Below are 20848 nucleotides of genomic sequence, written 5' to 3'. Positions count from 1 at the left end.
TTATATTGTTTAGATATATTTTTACATTTGAGAAAAGGAAGATTAAAATGAGAAAACCAGTAATAGAGTTTGTGGATTTTAGTTTTAAGTATAGAGCCCAAGCAAAATCCACATTAAATAATATAAATTTAACTATATATGAAGGTGAAAAGGTACTTATTGTGGGTCCATCAGGTTCTGGCAAGAGTACTATTTCTAATGCTATTAATGGGCTAATACCTTTTAAATATAATGGTGATATAAGTGGAAGTTTAAAAATTAATGGGAAAGAAACAAAAAAGCTTAGCATATTTGAACTTTCTAATATGGTTGGAACTGTTCTTCAAGATCCTGATGGTCAGTTTATTGGACTTACAGTTGGAGAAGATATAGCTTTTAAATTAGAAAATGATTGTGTAGAGCAAGAAAAAATGAAAGAAATTGTTAAAGAAGCTGCTAAAATTGTGGATATAGATACTAGACTTGATTCATCTCCACATAGACTTTCAGGAGGACAAAAACAAAGAGTATCTCTTGCAGGAGTTATGGTTTCAGATGCTAATATACTATTATTCGATGAACCATTAGCTAGCTTAGACCCTGCAACTGGAAAAACTGCAATAGAGCTTATTGATAAGATAAAGAACACCAGTAATAAAACAGTTATTATTGTAGAGCATCGATTAGAAGAGGTTCTTTACTGTGATGTAGACAGAATTATAGTTGTTGAGGATGGCAGAATTATTGAAGATGCTAGTCCAAATCAATTGTTATGCTCTAATATATTAAAGGAAACAGGAATAAGAGAGCCATTGTATATAACAGCTTTAAAATATGCAGGTTGTGAAATTAAACCAGAACTAAAACCAGAACATATTTATTCTTTAGATATAGATAAATGTAAGAATAAGCTTAATGAATGGTTTGAAAGTACCAAAGAAGAAGAAACTAAAGGAAAAAATGAGATCATCCTTGAACTAAAGAATATTAAATTTAAATATAATAATAAAAAAGATACTTTAAATGATGTGTCTTTTAAAATACATAAAGGTGAAATGGTAAGTATTATTGGTAGAAATGGTGCAGGTAAATCAACCATATCTAAGTTGATTTGTGGATTCTATCCACCATCTTGTGGTGAGATATTATTTAAAGGAAGAAACATAGCAAAAGATACTATAAAAGAACGTGCAGAAAAAATAGGAATGGTTATGCAGAATCCAAATCAGATGATATCTAAGACTATGATTTTTGATGAAGTAGCACTTGGACTAAAAGTTAGGGGAATGCCAGAAGAAGAAATAAAAGAAAGAGTTTTTAAAACTTTAAAAATATGTGGATTATATGAAATGCGTAATTGGCCAATTTCAGCCTTAAGTTTTGGACAAAAGAAAAGAGTAACTATAGCTTCTATATTAGTTATTAATCCAGAAGTTATATTATTAGACGAGCCAACAGCAGGACAAGACTTTAAACATTATACTGAAATTATGGAATTTCTTTGTGAGATAAATAAACAAGGCGTAACTATAATAATGATTACTCATGATATGCACTTAATGCTTGAATATACTAATAGAGCTATTGTACTTTCAGAAGGGGTAAAACTTATGGATGACAGTGCAGCAAATGTTCTTACTGATGAGAAGATAATTAAGGCAGCAAATCTTAAAGAAACATCATTATATCAATTAGCAGTTAGGGCTAATTTAAAGAATCCTAGAGAATTTGTAAAAAGATTTATTGATTATGATAGGAGGATTAGAACAATATGAATGAAGCAATGCTTGAATATTTAGAAATAGATTCACCTATTCATAAACTTACAGGAGCAACAAAACTTATATGTTTAATATTATGGTCAATAATATCTATGTTAACTTATAATACTTTTATTTTAGGGTTTATGGTTATATTTAGTATAATAATATTTAAAATATCTAAAGTTAAGTTTAAACAAATATCATTTGTGTTTTATTTTATATTAGTATTTTTAATTATTAATAACATAGCTATTTTTATATTTTCTCCATATCAAGGTGTTGAGATATATAAGACAAGAACTGATTTATTTTACATAATAGGATCATATACATTAACAATTGAAGGTCTTTTTTACCATTTGAATATTACATTAAAGTATTTTTCTATAATACCTATAGCATTATTATTTATGGTAGCTACAAATCCTAGTGAGTTTGCATCATCATTAAATAAAATTGGTTTAAGCTATAAGATAGCATATTCAGTAGCAATAGCTCTTAGATATATACCAGATATTCAACATGAATATAGAGATATCTCGTTTGCTCAGCAAGCTAGAGGAATAGATATGTCTAAAAAAGCAAAGATATCAGATAGAATTAAAAATTCAACGTCTATATTAATGCCACTTATATTTTCTAGTTTAGCTAGGATAGAAACAATAAGTTGTGCCATGGAGCTTAGAGCATTTGGTAATAAGAAGAAACGTACATGGTATAGTGCAAGAAACTTTGAGAAAAGAGATTATGTAGCAATATTAGTGTTATTAGTGTTGTTTATTATATCTGTTGTAATTACATTAAAAAATGGAAGTAGATTTTATAATCCTTTTATATGAACATAATTAAACTTGGACTTCTTTATATTTATTGTTAAAAATAGTAGCATATCAATTTGAGCTACTATTTTTTTATGCAAATATTTTGATAAAGTAAATAATATATAATAAAAATTCAAAAGACCGCTGATTTTTTAATTCAGTACCGTTATATATAGTGTAAGAGCTTTTACAAATATAGAAATGAGTGGGGAAAATATGAAGGTTAATGAGAAGAATTTTATAAAAAGGTTACAAAAAGGAAAAGAAGATGCCCTAGAGTGGACTTATGATAAATATATCTCTTTAATTAAAGGCATTGTTTCTAAAGTTCTTTTAAGATTTAATGATAGCGGAATTATAGAGGAATGTATAAATGATATATTTCTATCGGTCTGGAATAATTGTGATAAATTCACAGGTGATGAAAATAACTTTAAAAATTGGATATGCTCTATAGCAAGGTTTAAGGCAATTGATTATTATAGAAACTTAATAAAGAAGTCTGAAGTTATTTTAGATTGTATTGATTTGCAAGAAAAAAATACACTTGAGGAAGAAATTTTGATAACTGAAAATAAAAAAGATGTTATGAATCTATTAGATGAGCTTGAAAGCGTTGATAAAGAGATATTTATTATGAAGTATTTTTTAGGATTAAAAGCAGAGGAAATTGGGAAAAGACTTAATTTAAGCAAATCTTCAATTGATAGTAGAATTTATAGAAATAAAAAGAAGCTTAAAGAAAAGGCTATTGAATTTAAATTGGAGGTTGTGTAGTTATGAAAGATATATATGGATTATTAAATGAAGTAAATCTTGATTCTAGTGATATTGAAGAAGTCGAAGTAAGTGAAATTGAAAGAGAAAGAGGAAAAAGAAAATTAATGGGCTCTTTGAAAAAAAGGAAAAACAATAAGAAAAAAATATCTGTAGCAGTAGCATCAATAGCAATAATTAGTATAGTATCAATAACTGTAGCAAAACCTACTTGGGCTCAAAATATACCAATAATAGGACACTTAATGCAAAATAGTTTAATAAATCAAAATGGGAAATATAGTGATTACATGAATACAATAGGACAAACTAAATCTCAAGATGGTATAGATGTAACCTTTGAAAATGCTGTTGCAGATAAGAATACGTTTATCTTTAGCTTTATAGTTAAAAATAATAATGCTTCAATCCAATATGCAGAGTTATTAGCCAATATGACAATGTTCTTAAATATTAATGCTAAAAATATAAATATGATGGACGGAGGTTATCAATGTGAAGTTGTTGATAAGAATACAATAAAGTATTTAAGAATAGTAAATTTGGAAGAGAATAATATTCCTAATTATTTAAATGTAAATATAGACATTCCTGAGATGTTTGATAAAAAAGGAGATTGGGGAGTTAAATTTACAATGAATACAAAAGACATTAAAAAGAATACTTATGTAGAGAAGTTGAGCAATAAATTTAAGGCTAATAATATAGATTTTGGTTTAGAGGAAATAAGTATATCTCCATTAACAACTAATATTAAATATTATGCTAAAAATGATGAAAGTCTTTGGATGAATTTTTTAATTCTTGATCAAGACGATAATCAAGTTAAGTTTGTAAATGGAGAAAGTAGTGATAAAAAAGAAAAGGGCAAAATTAAATTTAGCATGAATTATATTAATAATGCAAATGTAAGTTCACTAAAGCTAATTCCAGAATATTATAATGAAAATTATATCGAGAAAGAAAGAGATAGCAAAAGAATTAATTTAGAAAACTTTTCTCCTTTTGAAGTCAAGTTAACTGATAAGTTGTCAATATACATGGAGAATCTTACAGTTGATAAGGGGAACTTAATAGTCAATTATAATTATAAATATTTAGGTAACAAAATCGGGGTGTCTAATAAGGTAAAAGGTTTCGATATAAAAGTAGACGGAACTTCAGTAGAAAAGGAAACAGATAGTGATTTGTTTGAAAAATATGAAACAGATAGGATTTATAAAATTGGCAATGCTAAAGATATAGAAATGGAATTTTATGATGGGGCAACTAATTATTTACTTGAGGATGATGCATTTACAGTTACAAAAAAGTAAGGAGTAATATTAGGCGTTATTTCTAACTTAAAATAATAATAAAAAATAGAGCTAGAAATTAGATGTTCTAGCTTTATTTTTAGGCTATATTAATAAATAATATTTTACAACAAAGTTGCTTGAAAGCATAATATACCATTACTAAAACCCGTGATAAGATTTTCTTCATAGTTTATATAAACTGGATTACATCCATAAACAGGATGAATATATTTTACTTCTATTTCATTAGTTTTAGTTGTATCACAAAGCTCTTTCAGAATAAATAATCCTTGTACAACTGGATTTTCAGTAAGATGAATAGAATTTGTATCTCCTGTAAGATGACTAAAATCTGCGATTTCTTCTTTTGAGAAATTGTGCCATAAAGTCCCATTAGCTTTAAAAGTTTCTGGTTGACTAGGTTCTTTAACTGCTACATTCATCATTAAATAAACTGTTAATGTTTCTGCAATTTCATTATTAACATATCCATTACAATTGATTACACAAAGTCGTCTATTACTTTTTACAACTTCATTTTTATAAGTTTCTTTATCTAATTTTGATTGAAACCGTTGGTATTTTACTTTAGCAATAAATGCACCATCATAAAAAAAATCTTCCTTTGTAGTAAATGCTTTAAATAAATCTATCATTTTATTCTCCTTTATATATAAATACTGTAAAAAATGAATCTATAGTTAAGAATTTTTATGCTCTACCCATAAGCATTCAGATACACTTATTTCAGAAAATATTGCATTAAATGAAGAATCAGAAGGACTACAAGCGTATACACCAAAATTCACTTCTTTGTCACCTTCAAATAAATGAAAAATTCTCATTTGCTTAAAGCTTTTACCATCCAATGAATTTTCAATGCAAAAATCACTTTCTCTACGACTTAATCTATAATACATGGATTTAATATTACCAGCTATATCAGTAGTAGCCCAATCTGAAAAGCCATTATTAGTTACAACACTGCCTAGTCTTTGATATTCTTCATTTTCATATTCAATAGAAGCTTTAAACCAATTGTCACTATTTTGATAAATTATAACTCCGCATTGGTCAAATTGATTTTTACTGTTAAAATCAGTTTTAATAGTAAATGAAAAATATTTTTCGTCAGTTTTAAATAGTAATGCAGGAGCATTATCATTTCTAAATCCATAATAAGTTCTTTGCCAAAAATCTGTGTTTGGTTCTGTGGCAATTTTAATTATATTATTTTTAAATTCATATTTTTTAGGCTCATAAATCCAAAAGGTTTTGTTAAAATCAAAATTAAACATTCATATTCCTCCACATAAAATAATTTTAAATTACTATTTTCAAATTCACTTTATCTATTAACCATTATATCAAATATTATAACATAATGGATTTATTAGGAATTATAATATTTGAAAGAATTCAGATAATTATAAAATATTATGTTTTGTGAACTCTCTGAAATAGTAATATATTTTCCTTTGAAATGTAATGGAGTATAAATATAGAATAATAATGTATAAAACTTAAAATTTTGTTATAATGTAATTAGATATAAGTATTTTAAAGAAAATCAAATATATTTTTAAGTAATTAGGTATTCTGCTAATTATCCACGGTTTGAATAAAAAGATAAGTTTTAAAGATAATTTATAAACAACTTTGCAAATAATTTTGAATTATTAGATGGGAGAAAAAAATGAAAAGATTTTTAACATGTTTTTTAACTGTAGCTGTTATGGCTACATCTATAGTATTTATTCCAAATAACCAGGTAGCATTTGCATCAAGCAAAAAGGTGATTGTTATTGATCCAGGACATGGAGCTGGCGGTAACAAGGGATATGAACTTCAGTCACCAGATTCAAGCATTACCAAAATAAAAGATGGTGGGGGAACAGAAGGGATTGCAACTGGTGTTCCAGAGTATGCTGTTACATTGAAGGTTTCAGAAAAATTGAAAACTTTATTGGAGCAGAATAACTACACAGTTATAATGACAAAAACTCAAGCTTCTGAAGCTCCTGGAAATATTGAAAGAGCAGAAGTTGGGAATAATAATAATGCAGATTTAGTTATTAGAATACACTGCGATGGATTAGATAATCAAAGTATAACTGGAGCTTCAATGCTTGTTCCGGCACCAATAGGATATGCAAAAGATATAAGTAGTATAAGTGGTCAATATGGACAAACTATACTAGATGATTTAGTTGCAACTGCAGGAATGAATAACAGAGGGGTAGTAGAAAGAAATGACATGACAGGATTTAACTGGTCTAAGGTTCCAGTAGTATTAGTAGAAATGGGATTTATGTCTAATCCAGATGAAGATAGATTATTAAATGATGATAGTTATGAGAACAAGCTAGCACAAGGATTAAATAATGGAATAGTACATTGTTTACACAAGTGGGAATCAGGATGGAATCAAAACAGTGAAGGCTGGTGGTATTGCACAGATGCCAGTAATGGATATTATTATACATCAAATAATGGATGGAAAAATATTGATGGACAATGGTATATTTTTAATGAGGCTGGATATGCGCTTAAAAGTACATGGTATGCTGATTCAACTAATGGACATAAATATTATTTAGACTCAAACTGTATGAGAGTCAAAGGAGCAAAAGATAAACCTCTATGGCTTACTATAGATGGATCATATTATGGATTTAATGAAGAAGGGCAATTATATGTAAGTTCTACAACACCTGACGGTTATAAAGTAGATGAAAATGGAGTGCGTAGCAATTAAAGAAATATTACATAAATAAGGAAGAAAACCATAGAGAATTAAAAAACTCTATGGTTTTCTTCCTTATTTATGGTGTTATTTTATTATCTTAACTAATTTATTTTTAAATAAATCATTTAAGAATTTGTTAAGGATTTAGTTACATTCAATTAAAGACTTAAAGCTAAAAGCTTAATATAATAGAAATATAAGTCATATTAAGAGAAAGTATACATAACATATGGATTTATTATTTTTTTGCATATGTCTAAAATTGAGTGAAATGAAAGGAGAATAGTTGTTTATGAACAATGTAATTCTTAAAACAGATAAATTATGTAAGAGCTTTTCTAATGGAGGTAATCAAATACACGTATTAAAAAATCTAGATATAGAGATTATAGAAGGGGATTTCACTATTATAATGGGGAGTTCGGGTTCTGGAAAATCAACATTGCTTTATGCACTTTCTGGAATGGACAAGCCAACTTTAGGTAAGGTTTTATTTAAAGAAACTGATATTTCAAAGTTAAATAATGATAAATTGGCCGTATTTAGAAGAAAAAACTGCGGTTTTGTATTTCAAAGTATTTATTTATTAGATAATATGAGTGTTTTAGATAACGTGTTAACAAGTGGACTTCTTGTTAGTAAAGATAAACGAAAAATAATTTCAAAAGCAAAGGAACTATTGCAACAAGTTGGTTTAAAAACAGAAATATGGGATAAGTTTCCTAATCAAATATCTGGAGGAGAAGCACAGCGTGCAGGCATAGCTCGTGCCCTTATAAATGAGCCGACAATAATTTTTGCAGATGAACCAACAGGAGCATTAAATTCATCAGCAAGTACAGAAGTATTGAATACATTAACAAAAATAAATGAAAATAAGCAAAGTATTGTTGCAGTAACCCATGATGTAAAAACAGCATGTAGAGGAAATCGTATTATATATATTAGAGATGGTGCTGCATGTGGTGAACTTAAGCTTTCATTTTATAAAGATGAAAATATGGAAGCTAGAAGAGAAAAAGTTCAAAGATTTTTAGATGAAATGGGGTGGTAGTATGAATTTACTTCGTATAGCAATTTTCAATATAAAAAAGAAGAAAAGTTCGACTATATCCTTAACTATACTTATATTACTTGCAAGTTTATTTTTAAATATTGGATTGAATATTTCTAGTAACATATCTAGTTTTTATAATAACAAAGTAGAAGAATTACATGGGCCACATTATATTGCATTATTTGAAAATAATAATTATAATCCAGCATATTTGGATTTTTTAAAAAATGATGAGAGAGTAGTAGAAAGTGAAACTGAAGAAGTTATTTACATGGAAGAAACAGAATGGACTAATAGTAATAATAAAGATGATAAAATACCATTTAGGACAATCATTCAAAATATGGATAGACAAAATAAATTAGGTGGATATAAATTAATAGAACAAATAGAGGTTTCAGATAATGAGGCAATATATCTGCCAATTTATTTTAAAGGCTCAAATTATAGCTTAGGTGATAAATTAAAGATAGAATGCAAAAATAAAGAATATACTTATACAATTGCGGGTTTTTATGAAACAACAGTTTTCGGGACAATAAACTTTGGGGCATTTAAAGCATATTTAAAAGATGAAGCCTATGAAAATTTGTATCAAAAAATTGGCGGAGCAAAGATTATATCTGCACGAATGAAAACTAGTGATATGTCAAGTCTTGTAGCAAAAGATTTTGACAAAGCTACGAAAGAAATGATTACAAGTACAGATTCAAAGCAAACTATTTTTGAAAGCAATTATGAAGAGACTAAAATGGGAAATACATTAATGGCACAAATGATGTCTAAAATTCTAGTGATATTTTCAATAATAATAGTTGTTATTTCAGTGCTTGTCGTTAGATTTAGAATACGAAATGACATTGAAGAAAACATGCACAATATTGGTACCCTAGGTGCTTTAGGATATACAAGCAGACAAATATTAACCATATACATTTTGGAATTTGTATTAATATCTTTAGTTGGTGTTTTAGTTGGCATAGTATGTTCATATGCTATAATGCCTGTTTTAAGCAAAAGTTTAACATATTTGGTTGGAGCATTATGGAGAAATACAGTGCATCTTATTATTGATATTAAAACTATATTCAGTATATTACTATTAGTTTTTATAATTAGTTATTTTGCTGCAAGAGCAATAAAAAAATATCCTCCTATTATTGCTTTTCATGGAGGAATTAAAGCACATAATTTCAGGAAAAATTATTTTCCATTAGAAAAAGGTATTGGAAATATTCATATTAAACTTTCATTAAAAGGATTTATGTCATGTGTGCATCAAAATATAATAACAGGAACTATTATATTAGGTGTTACATTTGCAACAGTTTTTTGCACAGTATTATATTTAAACTTTGGACAAGATTATACAGCAATAGCAAAGATGTCTGGATATGAACTTTCAAATATTCAAATTAAAACTACAAAAAATACTAGCACTGAAAAATTTGCTAAAGAAATTGAAACAATGAAAGACGTAAGAAAAACAAGTTTTCTTGATTCTATGAAGATAAATGTAGATGATATAGAAATTGATACGCAAATTTCAGATGATTTTAGCAAAATGGAATATATAAATGTTTATGAAGGAAAATTCCCAGAATATGAAAATGAAATTGTAATTACAGGATTACTGGCAGAAAATTTAAATAAAAAGATTGGAGATACTGTTACAGTAAGAAGTGGTGGATATGGTGGCAAATATATTATCACAGGATTTATGCAAACAACTTCAGGCTTTGGGAAAATATCTTTAATTAATAATGAGGGTATTAAGCGCATTATGCCAGGTTATTCTAAAAGAACAATAAATGTATATTTAAATGAAGGTGTAGATGAACAAAGTTTTATAAAAGAAGTAAATAAAAAATATGGAAAATCAACAAGCGAGGCTGCTTTAGGCTCACAAGTAAGCGGAGATGATGAATATTCCAAAGTAAAAAAAATAGCAGAAGAAAAGGTAGCTAATTTACTTAAATTATATAATGTAGATAGTGTAGATTATGCTCTTATGGTAGATGGTAAAATAGTTGTATCTGGAAATAGCAATATTTATAAAATAGAAAAAATAACAAATATGAAGACACAATTAGGGAATCAATTAGGCTCAATGTCAACTACTATTTCAAGCTTATCAAAAATAATTGCAGTAGCAACAATGGTTATTATTGCATTAATATTATCTTTTATGATAAAAGCTATGATAATAAAACGTAAAGTTGAGTTTGGGACCTTTAAAGCTATTGGATACACAACAAAAGAGCTTATGATACAAATTGCTCTAAGTTTTATGCCAACAGCAATACTTGGAACAATAATTGGAACCATAGTCGGATATTTAGCGGTCAATCCTCTTCTTACAATTGCACTGCACTCAATAGGTATATCACAATTTGAAACAACGATTAATGTTATGGCATTAATAGGCGTAATTATTTTAATTATTGGTTTTACATTTTTAGTTGCAATGGTTGAAGCATATAAAGTTAAAAAGATTTCTGTATATGAATTATTAACAGAATAGTAGAAGGGGGAAGTGAATTATGAAATATAAGAAAATAATATTAACATGTATAATACTTTCAACTGTTGCTTCAAGTATTATATTCTTTTCAAATTTGTCCTTGAAAAGAGTGAGTGCTGTTAATGGACAAAGTGAAGTAGGAATAATAAATAATAACAATAATAGTAATAATGATGAAAACAACGCGAGTTATAATGATAAAAATAATGGGAGTAATTATGAGAAAAAGTTATACGGAATAGGATCTGTAAGTAAAGTATATACAACAGTAGCTGTTATGAAGCTAGTAGATGAGGGGAAAATAAAGTTAGATGATCGTGTACTCAAATATATACCAGAATTTAAAATGGCCGATGAGAGATATAAAGATATTACTATAAGAATGTTATTAAATCATTCATCTGGAATTAATGGTGGAACTTTATGTAATGCAATGCTTTTAGGTGATAATAGTACCTATAATCATGATAATCTTTTAGCAAATTTAAAAGACCAAAAGTTAAAGGCAGCCCCAGGTGAATATTCTGTTTATTGTAATGATGGTTTTACTCTTGCAGAAATAGTAGTTGAAAGAGTAAGTGGTATGTCTTTTACAGAGTACCTTGAAAAAGAAATTTCAATACCACTTGGACTAAGTAATACAAAGACTCCTCAAAGTAATATTGATAAAGATAGGTTAGAAAAAATATATTTTAATAAAAGTTCTTTAGAATTACCATATGATTGTGCAAATGTTATTGGGAGTGGTGGAATATATTCTACTGCAGAAGATATGTGCAATTTCTCTAAAATATTAATGAATTCAAATAATGGATTTTTAAGTACAACATCGATAAATGCAATGGGAAATCCTGAGTCTGATAAAAATGTATATGGAGTGATAAATGGAGATGGTGCTTTTAAATATGGACTTGGCTGGGATAGTGTTAATACGTATCCATTTAATAAGTATAATATTAAAGCCATTTCAAAAGGGGGAGACACTAATTACTTTCATGGTAATTTAACAGTTCTGCCAGATAATAATATGAGTGCAGCTGTACTTTCATCAGGTGGATCAAGCTCATTTGATAAACTTGTAGCTCAAGAACTTCTAGAGGCTGCATTAGAAGCAAAAGGCGTAATAAATGAAACTTCTGAGTACGCGCCTGTATATGGTCATGTAAACAAAAATATTCCAGAAGAAATTAAAGAAAATGCTGGAGTCTATAGTGGCAATAAGATGCTAAAGGTAACATTTAATGATGATAATAAGTTGATTATTTCAACAGTTGATGATGAAATAAATGTTACTCATGAATATGTATATACAGATGAAGGTTATTTCATATCTACTAATGGAAATTATATATCAGAAACTGGATTAGTATCAGCTCAAAATGGATCTATAGGAAGTACTAAACTTTATTTTAGTAAAGAATCTAATGGAAAGACATATATATTCATTCAAAGTTATGAGAGTTATCCAGGTTTAAGTCATACAGCAATGGCTATCCCATATGTTCAAAAGATAGAAGAAAATCCTGTTTCTAAAGAAGTATTAGATGTATGGAAAAAGAGAAATAATAAGAAATATTATTTAATTAGTGAAAAATATACTTCAACATATTACTTAATAAAAGACAGAATAGGTATAAAGATAAATTTAAGTGATACAATGAATGGTTACTTAAAAAACTATGGATCATTTAGAAACAATAAGATTATAAATGAAAATTATTGTGAAGATTTTATTAAAATACCAGGAATGATAGGAAGAGATACAAATGATTTTTCTTTCTATAAAAAAGATAATATTGAATATCTAAAATTACCAACAACAATGCAACAATTTATTTGTGAAGATGCTATAGAAGAATTAAATTTATTAGATGAGAAAATAGAAATGGATAAGAGCAATGCAAAATGGTTTGACATAAGCAAAGATGATGAAGGAAAACTAATAAATATTGAAATTATAGGTAAGGGTTCTTATTCTGTATATGACAAGTATGATAACTGTGTTGATACTTCATCGATTAAAAATAAAGATAATAAAATTCTGTTGCCAAATCAGGGAAAGATTGCTTTTGTAGGAGAAGAAGGGACAGAGTTTAAATTTAATTAATGTTAATGATCAATACTCATTACGGAAATGGGTATTGATCATTGTTTTATAACAGTGGAATTAACAGTTCTACTTTAAAGCCATCATTTTCATTAAAGCAGTAAATGTCACCGTCCATTTCATTCATAAGGTACTTTGATATGTAAAGTCCAAGACCTGAGCCATCTTGTTTTTGTACATCAGGATTTTTCCCTCTATAAAATTTATTAAAAAGTAGTGGGAGTTCATCTGCTGAAACACCTTGTCCGTAATCTTTAATATTAATTTGAAAAAATGAATGATCTAAATTAAAGTCCACATCTAGTTTAGTATTTGCATATTTATAAGAATTATTGATTATATTATTAATGACTTGTTGAAGTCTTAGAATATCTACTTTTATAGCACAAGCTGGTATTCCTGATAATGTAATTTTATTATAATAATCAGCATTAAGAAATAAATCTTTTAAATCAGTAGAATATTTATCAGTAACAGTAACCTTTAATTGGTTCAATTCTTCAAGAGTAACATTAAACATATCTGTTACAAGATAGTCTATTTGATCTGCTTTATTATATATAGAAGAAATTTTATTTTTTATTTTGTCCTCTGTAATCATTACTAGTAATAATTCACTAATAAGTTTTATAGACGTTACTGGTGTTTTTATATCATGACTTAGTGAAGCAACTAATTCTTTTTTACTCTTATTAGCAAGGTATTCATTTTTTTTAGATTTACTAAGTTCTTCTCTCATAATATCAAAGCTCTCTGTAAAGGCTCCAAATACATTATTTTTGTCCATTAGAATAGGAGCATCTAAATTACCATTAGCTATTTGGTGTGCAAAACTTTCTAATTTTTTGAAAGGATGAAGTATATTTTTATATAAATAATAAAAACATAAAATTAATAAAACACTTAGTATTCCATAAGAAAATAAAATTACTTTTGATATTTCATTTTTTAAATTAAAAATATCATTTTCTAAATTAGTAAAGATTATTGCAGTACCAATTTGTTTATTATCTTTAATTATATCTATATATGTATCGTGCTTTTTTATAGTGGATTCTATTGAATTAAAAGTGTTATTGCCTTTAGAATAAAGTATGTTTTCATTATTATCTATAATTATAAAATCATAAGTAAATGAAGTTTTATCTAATTCATTAAGGTTGTCCCAAGAATTACAAGATTCCTTTACTATTTTATTAATTTGAACAGTATCGATATCACTAATAAAATAATTTTTTATTATGACGGTAGCAGATGCAAAACCAACTAAAAACACAAATACTATTAATAGTAAGATACCTTTAAAATTTTTCATTCTTTTACCTCGAAAACATATCCAATTCCCCATACTGTTTTTATATATGTAGGGCTATTAGCATTAGCTTCAATTTTTTCTCTAAGGCGCCTTATATGTACATTTAAAGTTCCATCACTAATGAAAGTATCTTTCCACACATTTTCAAATAATTCATCTTTAGAAAGTACTCTATTTTTATTTTCAATTAAATAACTTAATAAACGAAACTCCATTTCTTTTAGTTTTATAGGCTTCGAGTTAACGAGAACTTGATGATAATTGTAATCAAGTTCTAAGTTCTGTAATTTTAAATTTGTACTACACGTGACTAAGTTAGAATCTGATGTATATCTCTTTAAAATAGCTTTTACTTTTGCGAGCAGAATATTTAAGCTATAAGGTTTCTTTATATAATCATCTCCACCTATATTTAAGGCTGTTAATACATCATCATCACTGGTTCTAGCACTAATAAATAAAATAGGCATATTGGAAGTTTCGCGTACCTTTTTACATAATTCAAAGCCAGAAGACTCTCCAAGATTAATATCTAATAAAAGTAAAGATACATCATTTTCACTTAAGAATTTAATACCTTCTTCATAGCTTGTTGCATATGCAGATTTTATATCAAACATATTAAAATAATCACAGGTGGTTTCGGCTATGGAAATTTCATCATCTATAATTAAACAGTTATATTTCATAATTGATCCCTCCGATGGTAATTATATCATAAGTTGGAGATGAGAAATGTTCATATTTTAAAAACTAAATGTTGATTTGGTTCGTAATGGGATAATTGTAAAATATATAGTATAATTAAGAAAAACCAAATAATATTCAAAAGGTAAAAAAGTGAAAGGTTGATTTTAATGAGAAAATTAAAAGTTATAGGGATTAATGGTAGTGCGCGCAAAGATGGAAATACAGCTATTCTTATTAAAACTGTATTTGAGGAATTGGAGAAGGAAGGAATTGAAACAGAATTAGTACAATTATGTGATAAAGAAATAAAAGGATGCATGGGTTGCTTTGGCTGTGGACAGAAAAAACAGTGTATTATTAAAGATGATTTTTTCGATGAATGTTTTAATAAGATGGTTAATGCAGATGGGATTATTCTTGGGTCTCCAGTTTACTCAGCAGATATATCATCTAAGATGAAAGCTTTTCTTGAACGTGCTGGTGTTATTGTTGCTACTAACCCTGGAATGTTAAAGCATAAAGTGGGAACTTCTGTTGTAGCTGTACGTCGTGGAGGGGGAATGACTGCCGTTGATACGCTTAATCATTTTCTACTTAATAAAGAAGTTTTTTTAGTTGGATCAACTTATTGGAATATGGTTTATGGAAAAAATATAGGGGATGTTACTCGGGATGAAGAAGGAATGGAAAATATGAGGAATTTAGGACAAAATATAGCTTGGTTAATGAAAAAGATAGATAATGTTTAACATATTTAATGATGTATATTTTAATTGTAATCCGACTTTTTTGTGCATGGAATGAAATATGCTTTAATAATACATGATATAATAGGAATGTGTTTTGTAAGTTAAATTACAAAATAAAAGGACAACTTGATTTTTCAGATGATAAATTGGCGGAATATTTTTATATCAAATGCAGAGGGGTTATAAGATGGCCAAAAGAAAAAGAAAAAAGAATTTTATGAAAACTATTATAAAGATTATAGCTTTATGCTTTGCTTTGTTTATTGGATTAGGATTTTACATAAGTTATACAGAAAAATATAAAAATATCAATATGAAAGAATTAGATACAAAGATTTATATACAAGCTGCAGATAAAGAAAGCACTGGAAAACTTCAAGTTAATTGGCAGTACATGGCTGCAATTGATGGGGTCAGATATAAGAATGATTTTTCTAAGGTTACTGATAGAAGTGTGAATGACTTGGCTACGATGTTTTTAGAAAAAAATAGTACAAGCACTAAAATTAAAAACAATCCATATAAGCTTGTAGATTTAGATGTGGTGTTAAATAAATTAGATTTTGATGAAAAGCAAAAAGAAAAAGTTAATAATTACATAGAAAATTTAAAATATACAGGGTTTACGAAAATTAGTTTAAATGATCCTTCAAAACAGCAATTTATTCAAGACTTATATACTGAAGCTGCTGACGTTTATGATAAGTATGGAGTTCTTCCGTCTATAACTATTTCTCAAGCTATATTAGAAAGTGGATGGGGTAAATCCGATTTAAGCACAAAAGCAAAGAATTTATTTGGAATAAAAGCAGATACTAGTTGGAAGGGTAAAAAAATTAATATGAATACCTCGGAATACTATAATAAAAAAATTGTAGATAACTTCAGGGTATATAATAGTAATAAAGAATCTGTAAAGGATTATGGAGAATTTCTTAAAAATAATAAGAGATATAAACAAAGTGGAGTATTTCAAGCTGTGCATTATTTAGATCAAGCAATGGCACTTGAAAAAGCAGGGTATAGTACTGTAGAAAATGAAAAAGGAGAAGAAATTTATTCTGACTTATTAATTGAGATTATTCAAGAGCAAAATCTTCAGCTTTTAGATTATGAGTGTGAGATAAATTACTTTAAATCGAGCAAATAGGTGTAATACATTTTTTATAATTTAATATTTAAGATTATTAGATATTCTAAGGAGTAGATATTTATGAATAAGGATGAAATGTTATCATTTTATGATGATGAATTAAATGAACTGGGCATAACCTTGCGCTCAGAAATCCATTCTAAAGGCTTTCTTCATAAAGTGGTGCATTGTTGGATAATAGCTGAAGAATGTAATGAAAAGTGGATTTACTTTCAGCAGAGATCTTATGACAAAAAAGATTTTCCGGGACTATATGATATAGCAGCAGCTGGTCATGTAGATGTAGGAGAAGAGGCGGAAGTAGCAGTTATAAGAGAAACTAAAGAAGAAATAGGTATAGAAATTGATTCAAAAAAACTAAGATTTGTAGGCAGTATTAGAGAAAAGATGTATTTAGATAATTTTGATAATAATGAAATATGTGAAGTATATTTGTATCCTATGGAAAATCCTAAATTTGAGCTTGGTCATGAAGTAGAAAAAATGGTAAAGATATCATTTGGTGAATTTAAAAAATGGATAATAGAAGGCTCAGAAAATATAGTGGCTTTCTCAATGGACAGTAAAGCTAAATTTATTCTAAAATCAGAAGAATTTTGTGCTCATAAAAAAGAATATTTAGAATTAGTAATAGATTTTATGGGTAAAATGAAATTGATAAAATAAGATTATTGAAATATAATTAGAAGTAAGTAAATCGAATATTATTCAAAGGGAGATGGAATAAATGAGTGCTAAAGAAAAAGTATTGGAAGTTATGAAAGAAGCAGGGAAGCCTGTAAGTGCTGGTGAAGTTGAAAAGTTATCTGGCTTAGAACGTAAGGAAGTTGATAATGCGTTTAAAGAATTAAAAAAAGAAAGTGCTATTGTGTCACCAGTTCGTTTTAAATGGGAGCCAGCAAAATAATTTTTTGGCTAAAATTTCTCTTGAAAAATAAGTTGGAAAATATAAAATGTAATGAAGAAGAGAAGCTTGTCCTGTAGATGAAGGGAGGCTTCTCTTAATTTTTTTACTTGTTCTACATTAAAGTTAGTAATTACTTTTTAGTATATTTAAATTAGTACTTAAAAAGTGTTAAAATATATACAAAAGAAAATGAAAAATATTGGGGGATACATAAAATGAATACTGATTTGAAGGAATTAAATGGTATTATAAATGCAATTGAAGAGGTAAATAAAGAAATAATAATAGAAGCAGATAAAAGAATGACTTCCCTTGCAAAACCATTAAAGAGTTTAGGTAAATTAGAAGAAATGGCTATAAAACTTTCTGGGATTACAGGTAAGGTAAAGAACAAGATTAATAAGAGAATGGTTATAATAATGTCTTCAGATAATGGGGTTGTTGAAGAAGGCGTTGCATCAGCACCACAATCTGTAACAGTAGCTCAAACTATAAATTTTACTAAAGGGCTAACCGGTGTTGCAGTTCTTGCAAAAGCAAATAATACAGAGCTTATGGTTGTTGATGTAGGAATTAACTGTGATTTTAATCATCCAGATGTAATAAACAAGAAGATAAGAAAATCTACTTGTAATATGGCTAAAGGACCTTCTATGAGTTATGAAGAAGCTGTGCGTGCAATGTTAATTGGAATTGAATGCGTCAAAAATGCAAAAGATTCAGGATATGAAATTCTTGGTGTTGGAGAAATGGGTATAGGAAATACTTCAACAAGTAGTGCAGTTTTGTCAGCTTTAACAGATATTAAAGTGGAAGATGTAGTAGGACGAGGCGGCGGAATTACAGATGAAATGTTTGAATGGAAAAAAGAGGTTGTTAAGAAAGCCTTAGAAATAAATAAACCAATTAAAGATAATCCAATAGATGTAGTTTCTAAAGTTGGAGGATTTGATATTGCAGCTATGGCAGGAATATTTTTAGGGGCAGCGTATTTTAAAATTCCAGTTGTTATAGATGGATTTATATCAGTAGTTGCTGCACTTATAGCTTTTAGATTAAATCCCAAAACTAGAGATTATATGTTTACGTCTCATGGTTCAAGAGAATTAGGATTTAATGTGGCAATGGAAGAACTTGGCTTAAGTCCAATATTAAATTTGGATATGGCCCTTGGAGAAGGAAGTGGATGTCCATTAGCTTTTTCAATAATTGATTCAGCTTGCGCTATTATGAATAACATGGCAACCTTTGAAGAAGCTGAAATTAATGATAGTTATTTAGATGAATTAAAAGAAATGGATAAGCTATAGAGGTAAGTAATATAAAGTGCCTTTAAAGAATGGATAATTTATAGATTCGGAGTAGTAATCAATAAAAAATTGCTCTTTGAAAATTGAATAATATAGTATCCATGATATAATTAAACGAATAATATTTTTTTTAAGAATGTGAGATGAATGAAAATGAGTTACTGTAATCTACAAGCTGATTGCGAAAAATGTTTTGGATTGTGTTGTGTTGCCCTGTACTTTTCAGCTACGGAAGGATTTCCGGTTAATAAAGATGCTGGGAAGCCTTGCATTAATCTACAAGATGATTTTCGCTGTAGTGTTCATAATAACCTTAAGAAGAAAGGGCTAAAGGGTTGCATTGCTTATGACTGCATTGGTGCAGGGCAAAGGGTTTCTCAAGTTACTTATGGTGGACATGATTGGAAGCAAAATCCAGAATCTGCAAAGCAAATGTTTGATGTGTTCATTATTATGAGGCAACTCCATGAAATGCTTTGGTATTTGGAAGAAGCACTTACACTAAAATCTGAACATAATATGAAAGATAAGCTAAATGTTATGATAAATGAGATAGAGCACCTAACACTTTTAAGTGCAGATTCCCTTATAGAATTAGATTTGGGAGCAAGGCGAGTAGGTGTTAATACTTTACTTTTACATACTAGTGAACTTGTGCGAAAAAAAGTTAAAAGTAATCAGATGAATTCTTTAAAGGGTAAGAAGACTCTTGGTAGCGGATTGGATCTTATGGGTTCAGATCTTAGAAAAAAAGATCTTAGAGGTGCAAATTTGAGCGGAGCCTATCTTATTGCAGCTGACTTAAGGGGTGTTGATTTGAGCTTTGCAGATTTTATCGGGGCTGATTTGCGAGATGCAAATTTAAGCGGAGCAAATCTAACCAATAGTATTTTTCTAACTCAAGGTCAAATTAATACAGCTAAGGGTGATATTAATACAAAACTACCAAAGAAGCTTACTAAGCCAATGTATTGGCAAAAATGATTAACAGTCAATGAGTTGATAAGTATTGTGAATACCGTATTATTCAGAGATGAATTTGCGGTATTTTTTCGAAACAATACAAAGTTATTATACAATAATTAAATATTTAGAAAGAAGGGAATTTTTATGGAACTAGGACTTATTCATATATATTGTGGGGATGGAAAGGGAAAAACTACAGCGGCTATGGGACTTGGAATGAGAGCAGCAGGTAGAGGTAAGAAAGTTTTATTAACTCAATTTTTAAAGGATAATGAAACTGGTGAATTAAATTCTATTGAAAAACTTGGAGTAAACTTTGAAGTTTTTAAAGGAACTCCAGTAATGAAGTTTTTTAAATTTATGAGCCCAGAAGAACAAATGGAAATTAAAAAAGAACATGAAGAGAGATTTAGTAAAGTTACTGAAAAAGCTATAGATGAAAATGTTGATTTGCTTATATTAGATGAAATAATTGCATCAATTAATTTGGAGTTAGTGCCTTTAAATAAAGTAATAGTGTTTCTTCAAAATAGACCAAAGGGGCTAGAAGTAGTTTTAACAGGAAGAAATCCTCATGAAAAGTTAGTTGAAATTGCAGATTATGTTTCTGAAATTAGGGCTGTGAAACATCCATATGAAAAAGGCATAAATTCAAGAATAGGTGTAGAAAAGTAAGGGATATG

Annotated in this window: 19 protein-coding genes; 15 read left to right on the top strand and 4 right to left on the bottom strand. The window is 28.1% G+C overall.

What is annotated here, in order from left to right; genetic code table 11:
• Positions 1 to 47: 47 nt before the first annotated feature.
• From psyc5s11_RS18920 to psyc5s11_RS18905, 4 genes are all read left to right on the top strand, one after another.
• Positions 48 to 1754: an ABC transporter ATP-binding protein gene (locus psyc5s11_RS18920; RefSeq protein ID WP_224034041.1), complete on the top strand. Its 1707-nt coding sequence runs from the start codon at positions 48 to 50 to the stop codon at positions 1752 to 1754.
• Complete coding sequence (locus psyc5s11_RS18915) at positions 1751 to 2581, top strand: energy-coupling factor transporter transmembrane component T family protein (protein WP_224034040.1); 831 nt, start codon at positions 1751 to 1753, stop codon at positions 2579 to 2581. Before psyc5s11_RS18920 ends, psyc5s11_RS18915 begins: the two co-directional genes overlap by 4 nt.
• A 198-nt stretch (positions 2582 to 2779) precedes the next feature.
• Positions 2780 to 3340, top strand: a complete 561-nt coding sequence (locus tag psyc5s11_RS18910; RefSeq protein WP_224034039.1) for a sigma-70 family RNA polymerase sigma factor — start codon at positions 2780 to 2782, stop codon at positions 3338 to 3340.
• A gap of 2 nt (positions 3341 to 3342) precedes the next feature.
• On the top strand, positions 3343 to 4656 hold the full coding sequence (locus tag psyc5s11_RS18905) for a DUF4179 domain-containing protein (protein WP_224034038.1): 1314 nt from the start codon (positions 3343 to 3345) through the stop codon (positions 4654 to 4656).
• A 104-nt stretch (positions 4657 to 4760) separates the two neighbouring features.
• On the opposite strand, the gene psyc5s11_RS18900 is transcribed toward psyc5s11_RS18905, so the two are convergent.
• On the bottom strand, positions 4761 to 5294 hold the full coding sequence (locus tag psyc5s11_RS18900) for a hotdog family protein (protein WP_224034037.1): 534 nt from the start codon (positions 5292 to 5294) through the stop codon (positions 4761 to 4763).
• 45 nt (positions 5295 to 5339) lie between these two features.
• On the bottom strand, positions 5340 to 5936 hold the full coding sequence (locus psyc5s11_RS18895) for a DUF1349 domain-containing protein (protein WP_224034036.1): 597 nt from the start codon (positions 5934 to 5936) through the stop codon (positions 5340 to 5342).
• 398 nt (positions 5937 to 6334) lie between these two features.
• On the opposite strand from psyc5s11_RS18895, the gene psyc5s11_RS18890 reads away from it, so the two are divergent.
• From psyc5s11_RS18890 to psyc5s11_RS18875, 4 genes are all read left to right on the top strand, one after another.
• Positions 6335 to 7396, top strand: a complete 1062-nt coding sequence (locus tag psyc5s11_RS18890; RefSeq protein WP_224034035.1) for an N-acetylmuramoyl-L-alanine amidase family protein — start codon at positions 6335 to 6337, stop codon at positions 7394 to 7396.
• A gap of 283 nt (positions 7397 to 7679) precedes the next feature.
• Positions 7680 to 8441: an ABC transporter ATP-binding protein gene (locus psyc5s11_RS18885; RefSeq protein ID WP_224034034.1), complete on the top strand. Its 762-nt coding sequence runs from the start codon at positions 7680 to 7682 to the stop codon at positions 8439 to 8441.
• A 1-nt stretch (position 8442) separates the two neighbouring features.
• Positions 8443 to 10968, top strand: coding sequence for an ABC transporter permease (locus psyc5s11_RS18880; RefSeq protein ID WP_224034033.1), 2526 nt, complete (start codon positions 8443 to 8445; stop codon positions 10966 to 10968).
• A gap of 19 nt (positions 10969 to 10987) precedes the next feature.
• Positions 10988 to 13075, top strand: a complete 2088-nt coding sequence (locus tag psyc5s11_RS18875; RefSeq protein WP_224034032.1) for a serine hydrolase domain-containing protein — start codon at positions 10988 to 10990, stop codon at positions 13073 to 13075.
• 46 nt (positions 13076 to 13121) lie between these two features.
• Here the strand turns inward: psyc5s11_RS18875 and psyc5s11_RS18870 are convergent, their stop codons facing one another.
• Both psyc5s11_RS18870 and psyc5s11_RS18865 read right to left on the bottom strand, forming a co-directional pair.
• On the bottom strand, positions 13122 to 14390 hold the full coding sequence (locus psyc5s11_RS18870; protein WP_224034031.1) for a HAMP domain-containing sensor histidine kinase: 1269 nt from the start codon (positions 14388 to 14390) through the stop codon (positions 13122 to 13124).
• Positions 14387 to 15079, bottom strand: coding sequence for a response regulator transcription factor (locus psyc5s11_RS18865; protein WP_224034030.1), 693 nt, complete (start codon positions 15077 to 15079; stop codon positions 14387 to 14389). Before psyc5s11_RS18865 ends, psyc5s11_RS18870 begins: the two co-directional genes overlap by 4 nt.
• Positions 15080 to 15247: 168 nt before the next feature.
• Here psyc5s11_RS18865 and psyc5s11_RS18860 point away from each other — a divergent pair, with 168 nt between their 5' ends.
• From psyc5s11_RS18860 to psyc5s11_RS18830, 7 genes are all read left to right on the top strand, one after another.
• Positions 15248 to 15829, top strand: coding sequence for a flavodoxin family protein (locus tag psyc5s11_RS18860; protein WP_224034029.1), 582 nt, complete (start codon positions 15248 to 15250; stop codon positions 15827 to 15829).
• A 187-nt stretch (positions 15830 to 16016) separates the two neighbouring features.
• A complete protein-coding gene (locus psyc5s11_RS18855; RefSeq protein WP_224034028.1) occupies positions 16017 to 16979 on the top strand; it encodes a glycoside hydrolase family 73 protein in 963 nt (320 codons plus the stop codon).
• Between the two features lie 63 nt (positions 16980 to 17042).
• On the top strand, positions 17043 to 17648 hold the full coding sequence (locus tag psyc5s11_RS18850) for an NUDIX hydrolase (protein ID WP_224034027.1): 606 nt from the start codon (positions 17043 to 17045) through the stop codon (positions 17646 to 17648).
• 61 nt (positions 17649 to 17709) lie between these two features.
• A complete protein-coding gene (locus psyc5s11_RS18845) occupies positions 17710 to 17889 on the top strand; it encodes a transcriptional regulator (RefSeq protein WP_224034026.1) in 180 nt (59 codons plus the stop codon).
• Positions 17890 to 18104: 215 nt separating this feature from the next.
• The gene (gene cobT / locus psyc5s11_RS18840) at positions 18105 to 19199 is read left to right on the top strand and encodes a nicotinate-nucleotide--dimethylbenzimidazole phosphoribosyltransferase (RefSeq protein ID WP_224034025.1); all 1095 of its coding nucleotides are present in this window, start codon (positions 18105 to 18107) and stop codon (positions 19197 to 19199) included.
• 153 nt (positions 19200 to 19352) lie between these two features.
• Positions 19353 to 20183: a pentapeptide repeat-containing protein gene (locus psyc5s11_RS18835; RefSeq protein ID WP_224034024.1), complete on the top strand. Its 831-nt coding sequence runs from the start codon at positions 19353 to 19355 to the stop codon at positions 20181 to 20183.
• A gap of 126 nt (positions 20184 to 20309) precedes the next feature.
• Positions 20310 to 20840: a cob(I)yrinic acid a,c-diamide adenosyltransferase gene (locus psyc5s11_RS18830; RefSeq protein WP_224034023.1), complete on the top strand. Its 531-nt coding sequence runs from the start codon at positions 20310 to 20312 to the stop codon at positions 20838 to 20840.
• The last annotated feature ends 8 nt before the right edge of the window (positions 20841 to 20848 follow it).

Source organism: Clostridium gelidum, assembly GCF_019977655.1.
In the GTDB taxonomy this organism is placed as follows: Bacteria; Bacillota; Clostridia; order Clostridiales; family Clostridiaceae; genus Clostridium; species Clostridium gelidum.
This window is presented reverse-complemented; position numbering and strand designations above follow the sequence as displayed.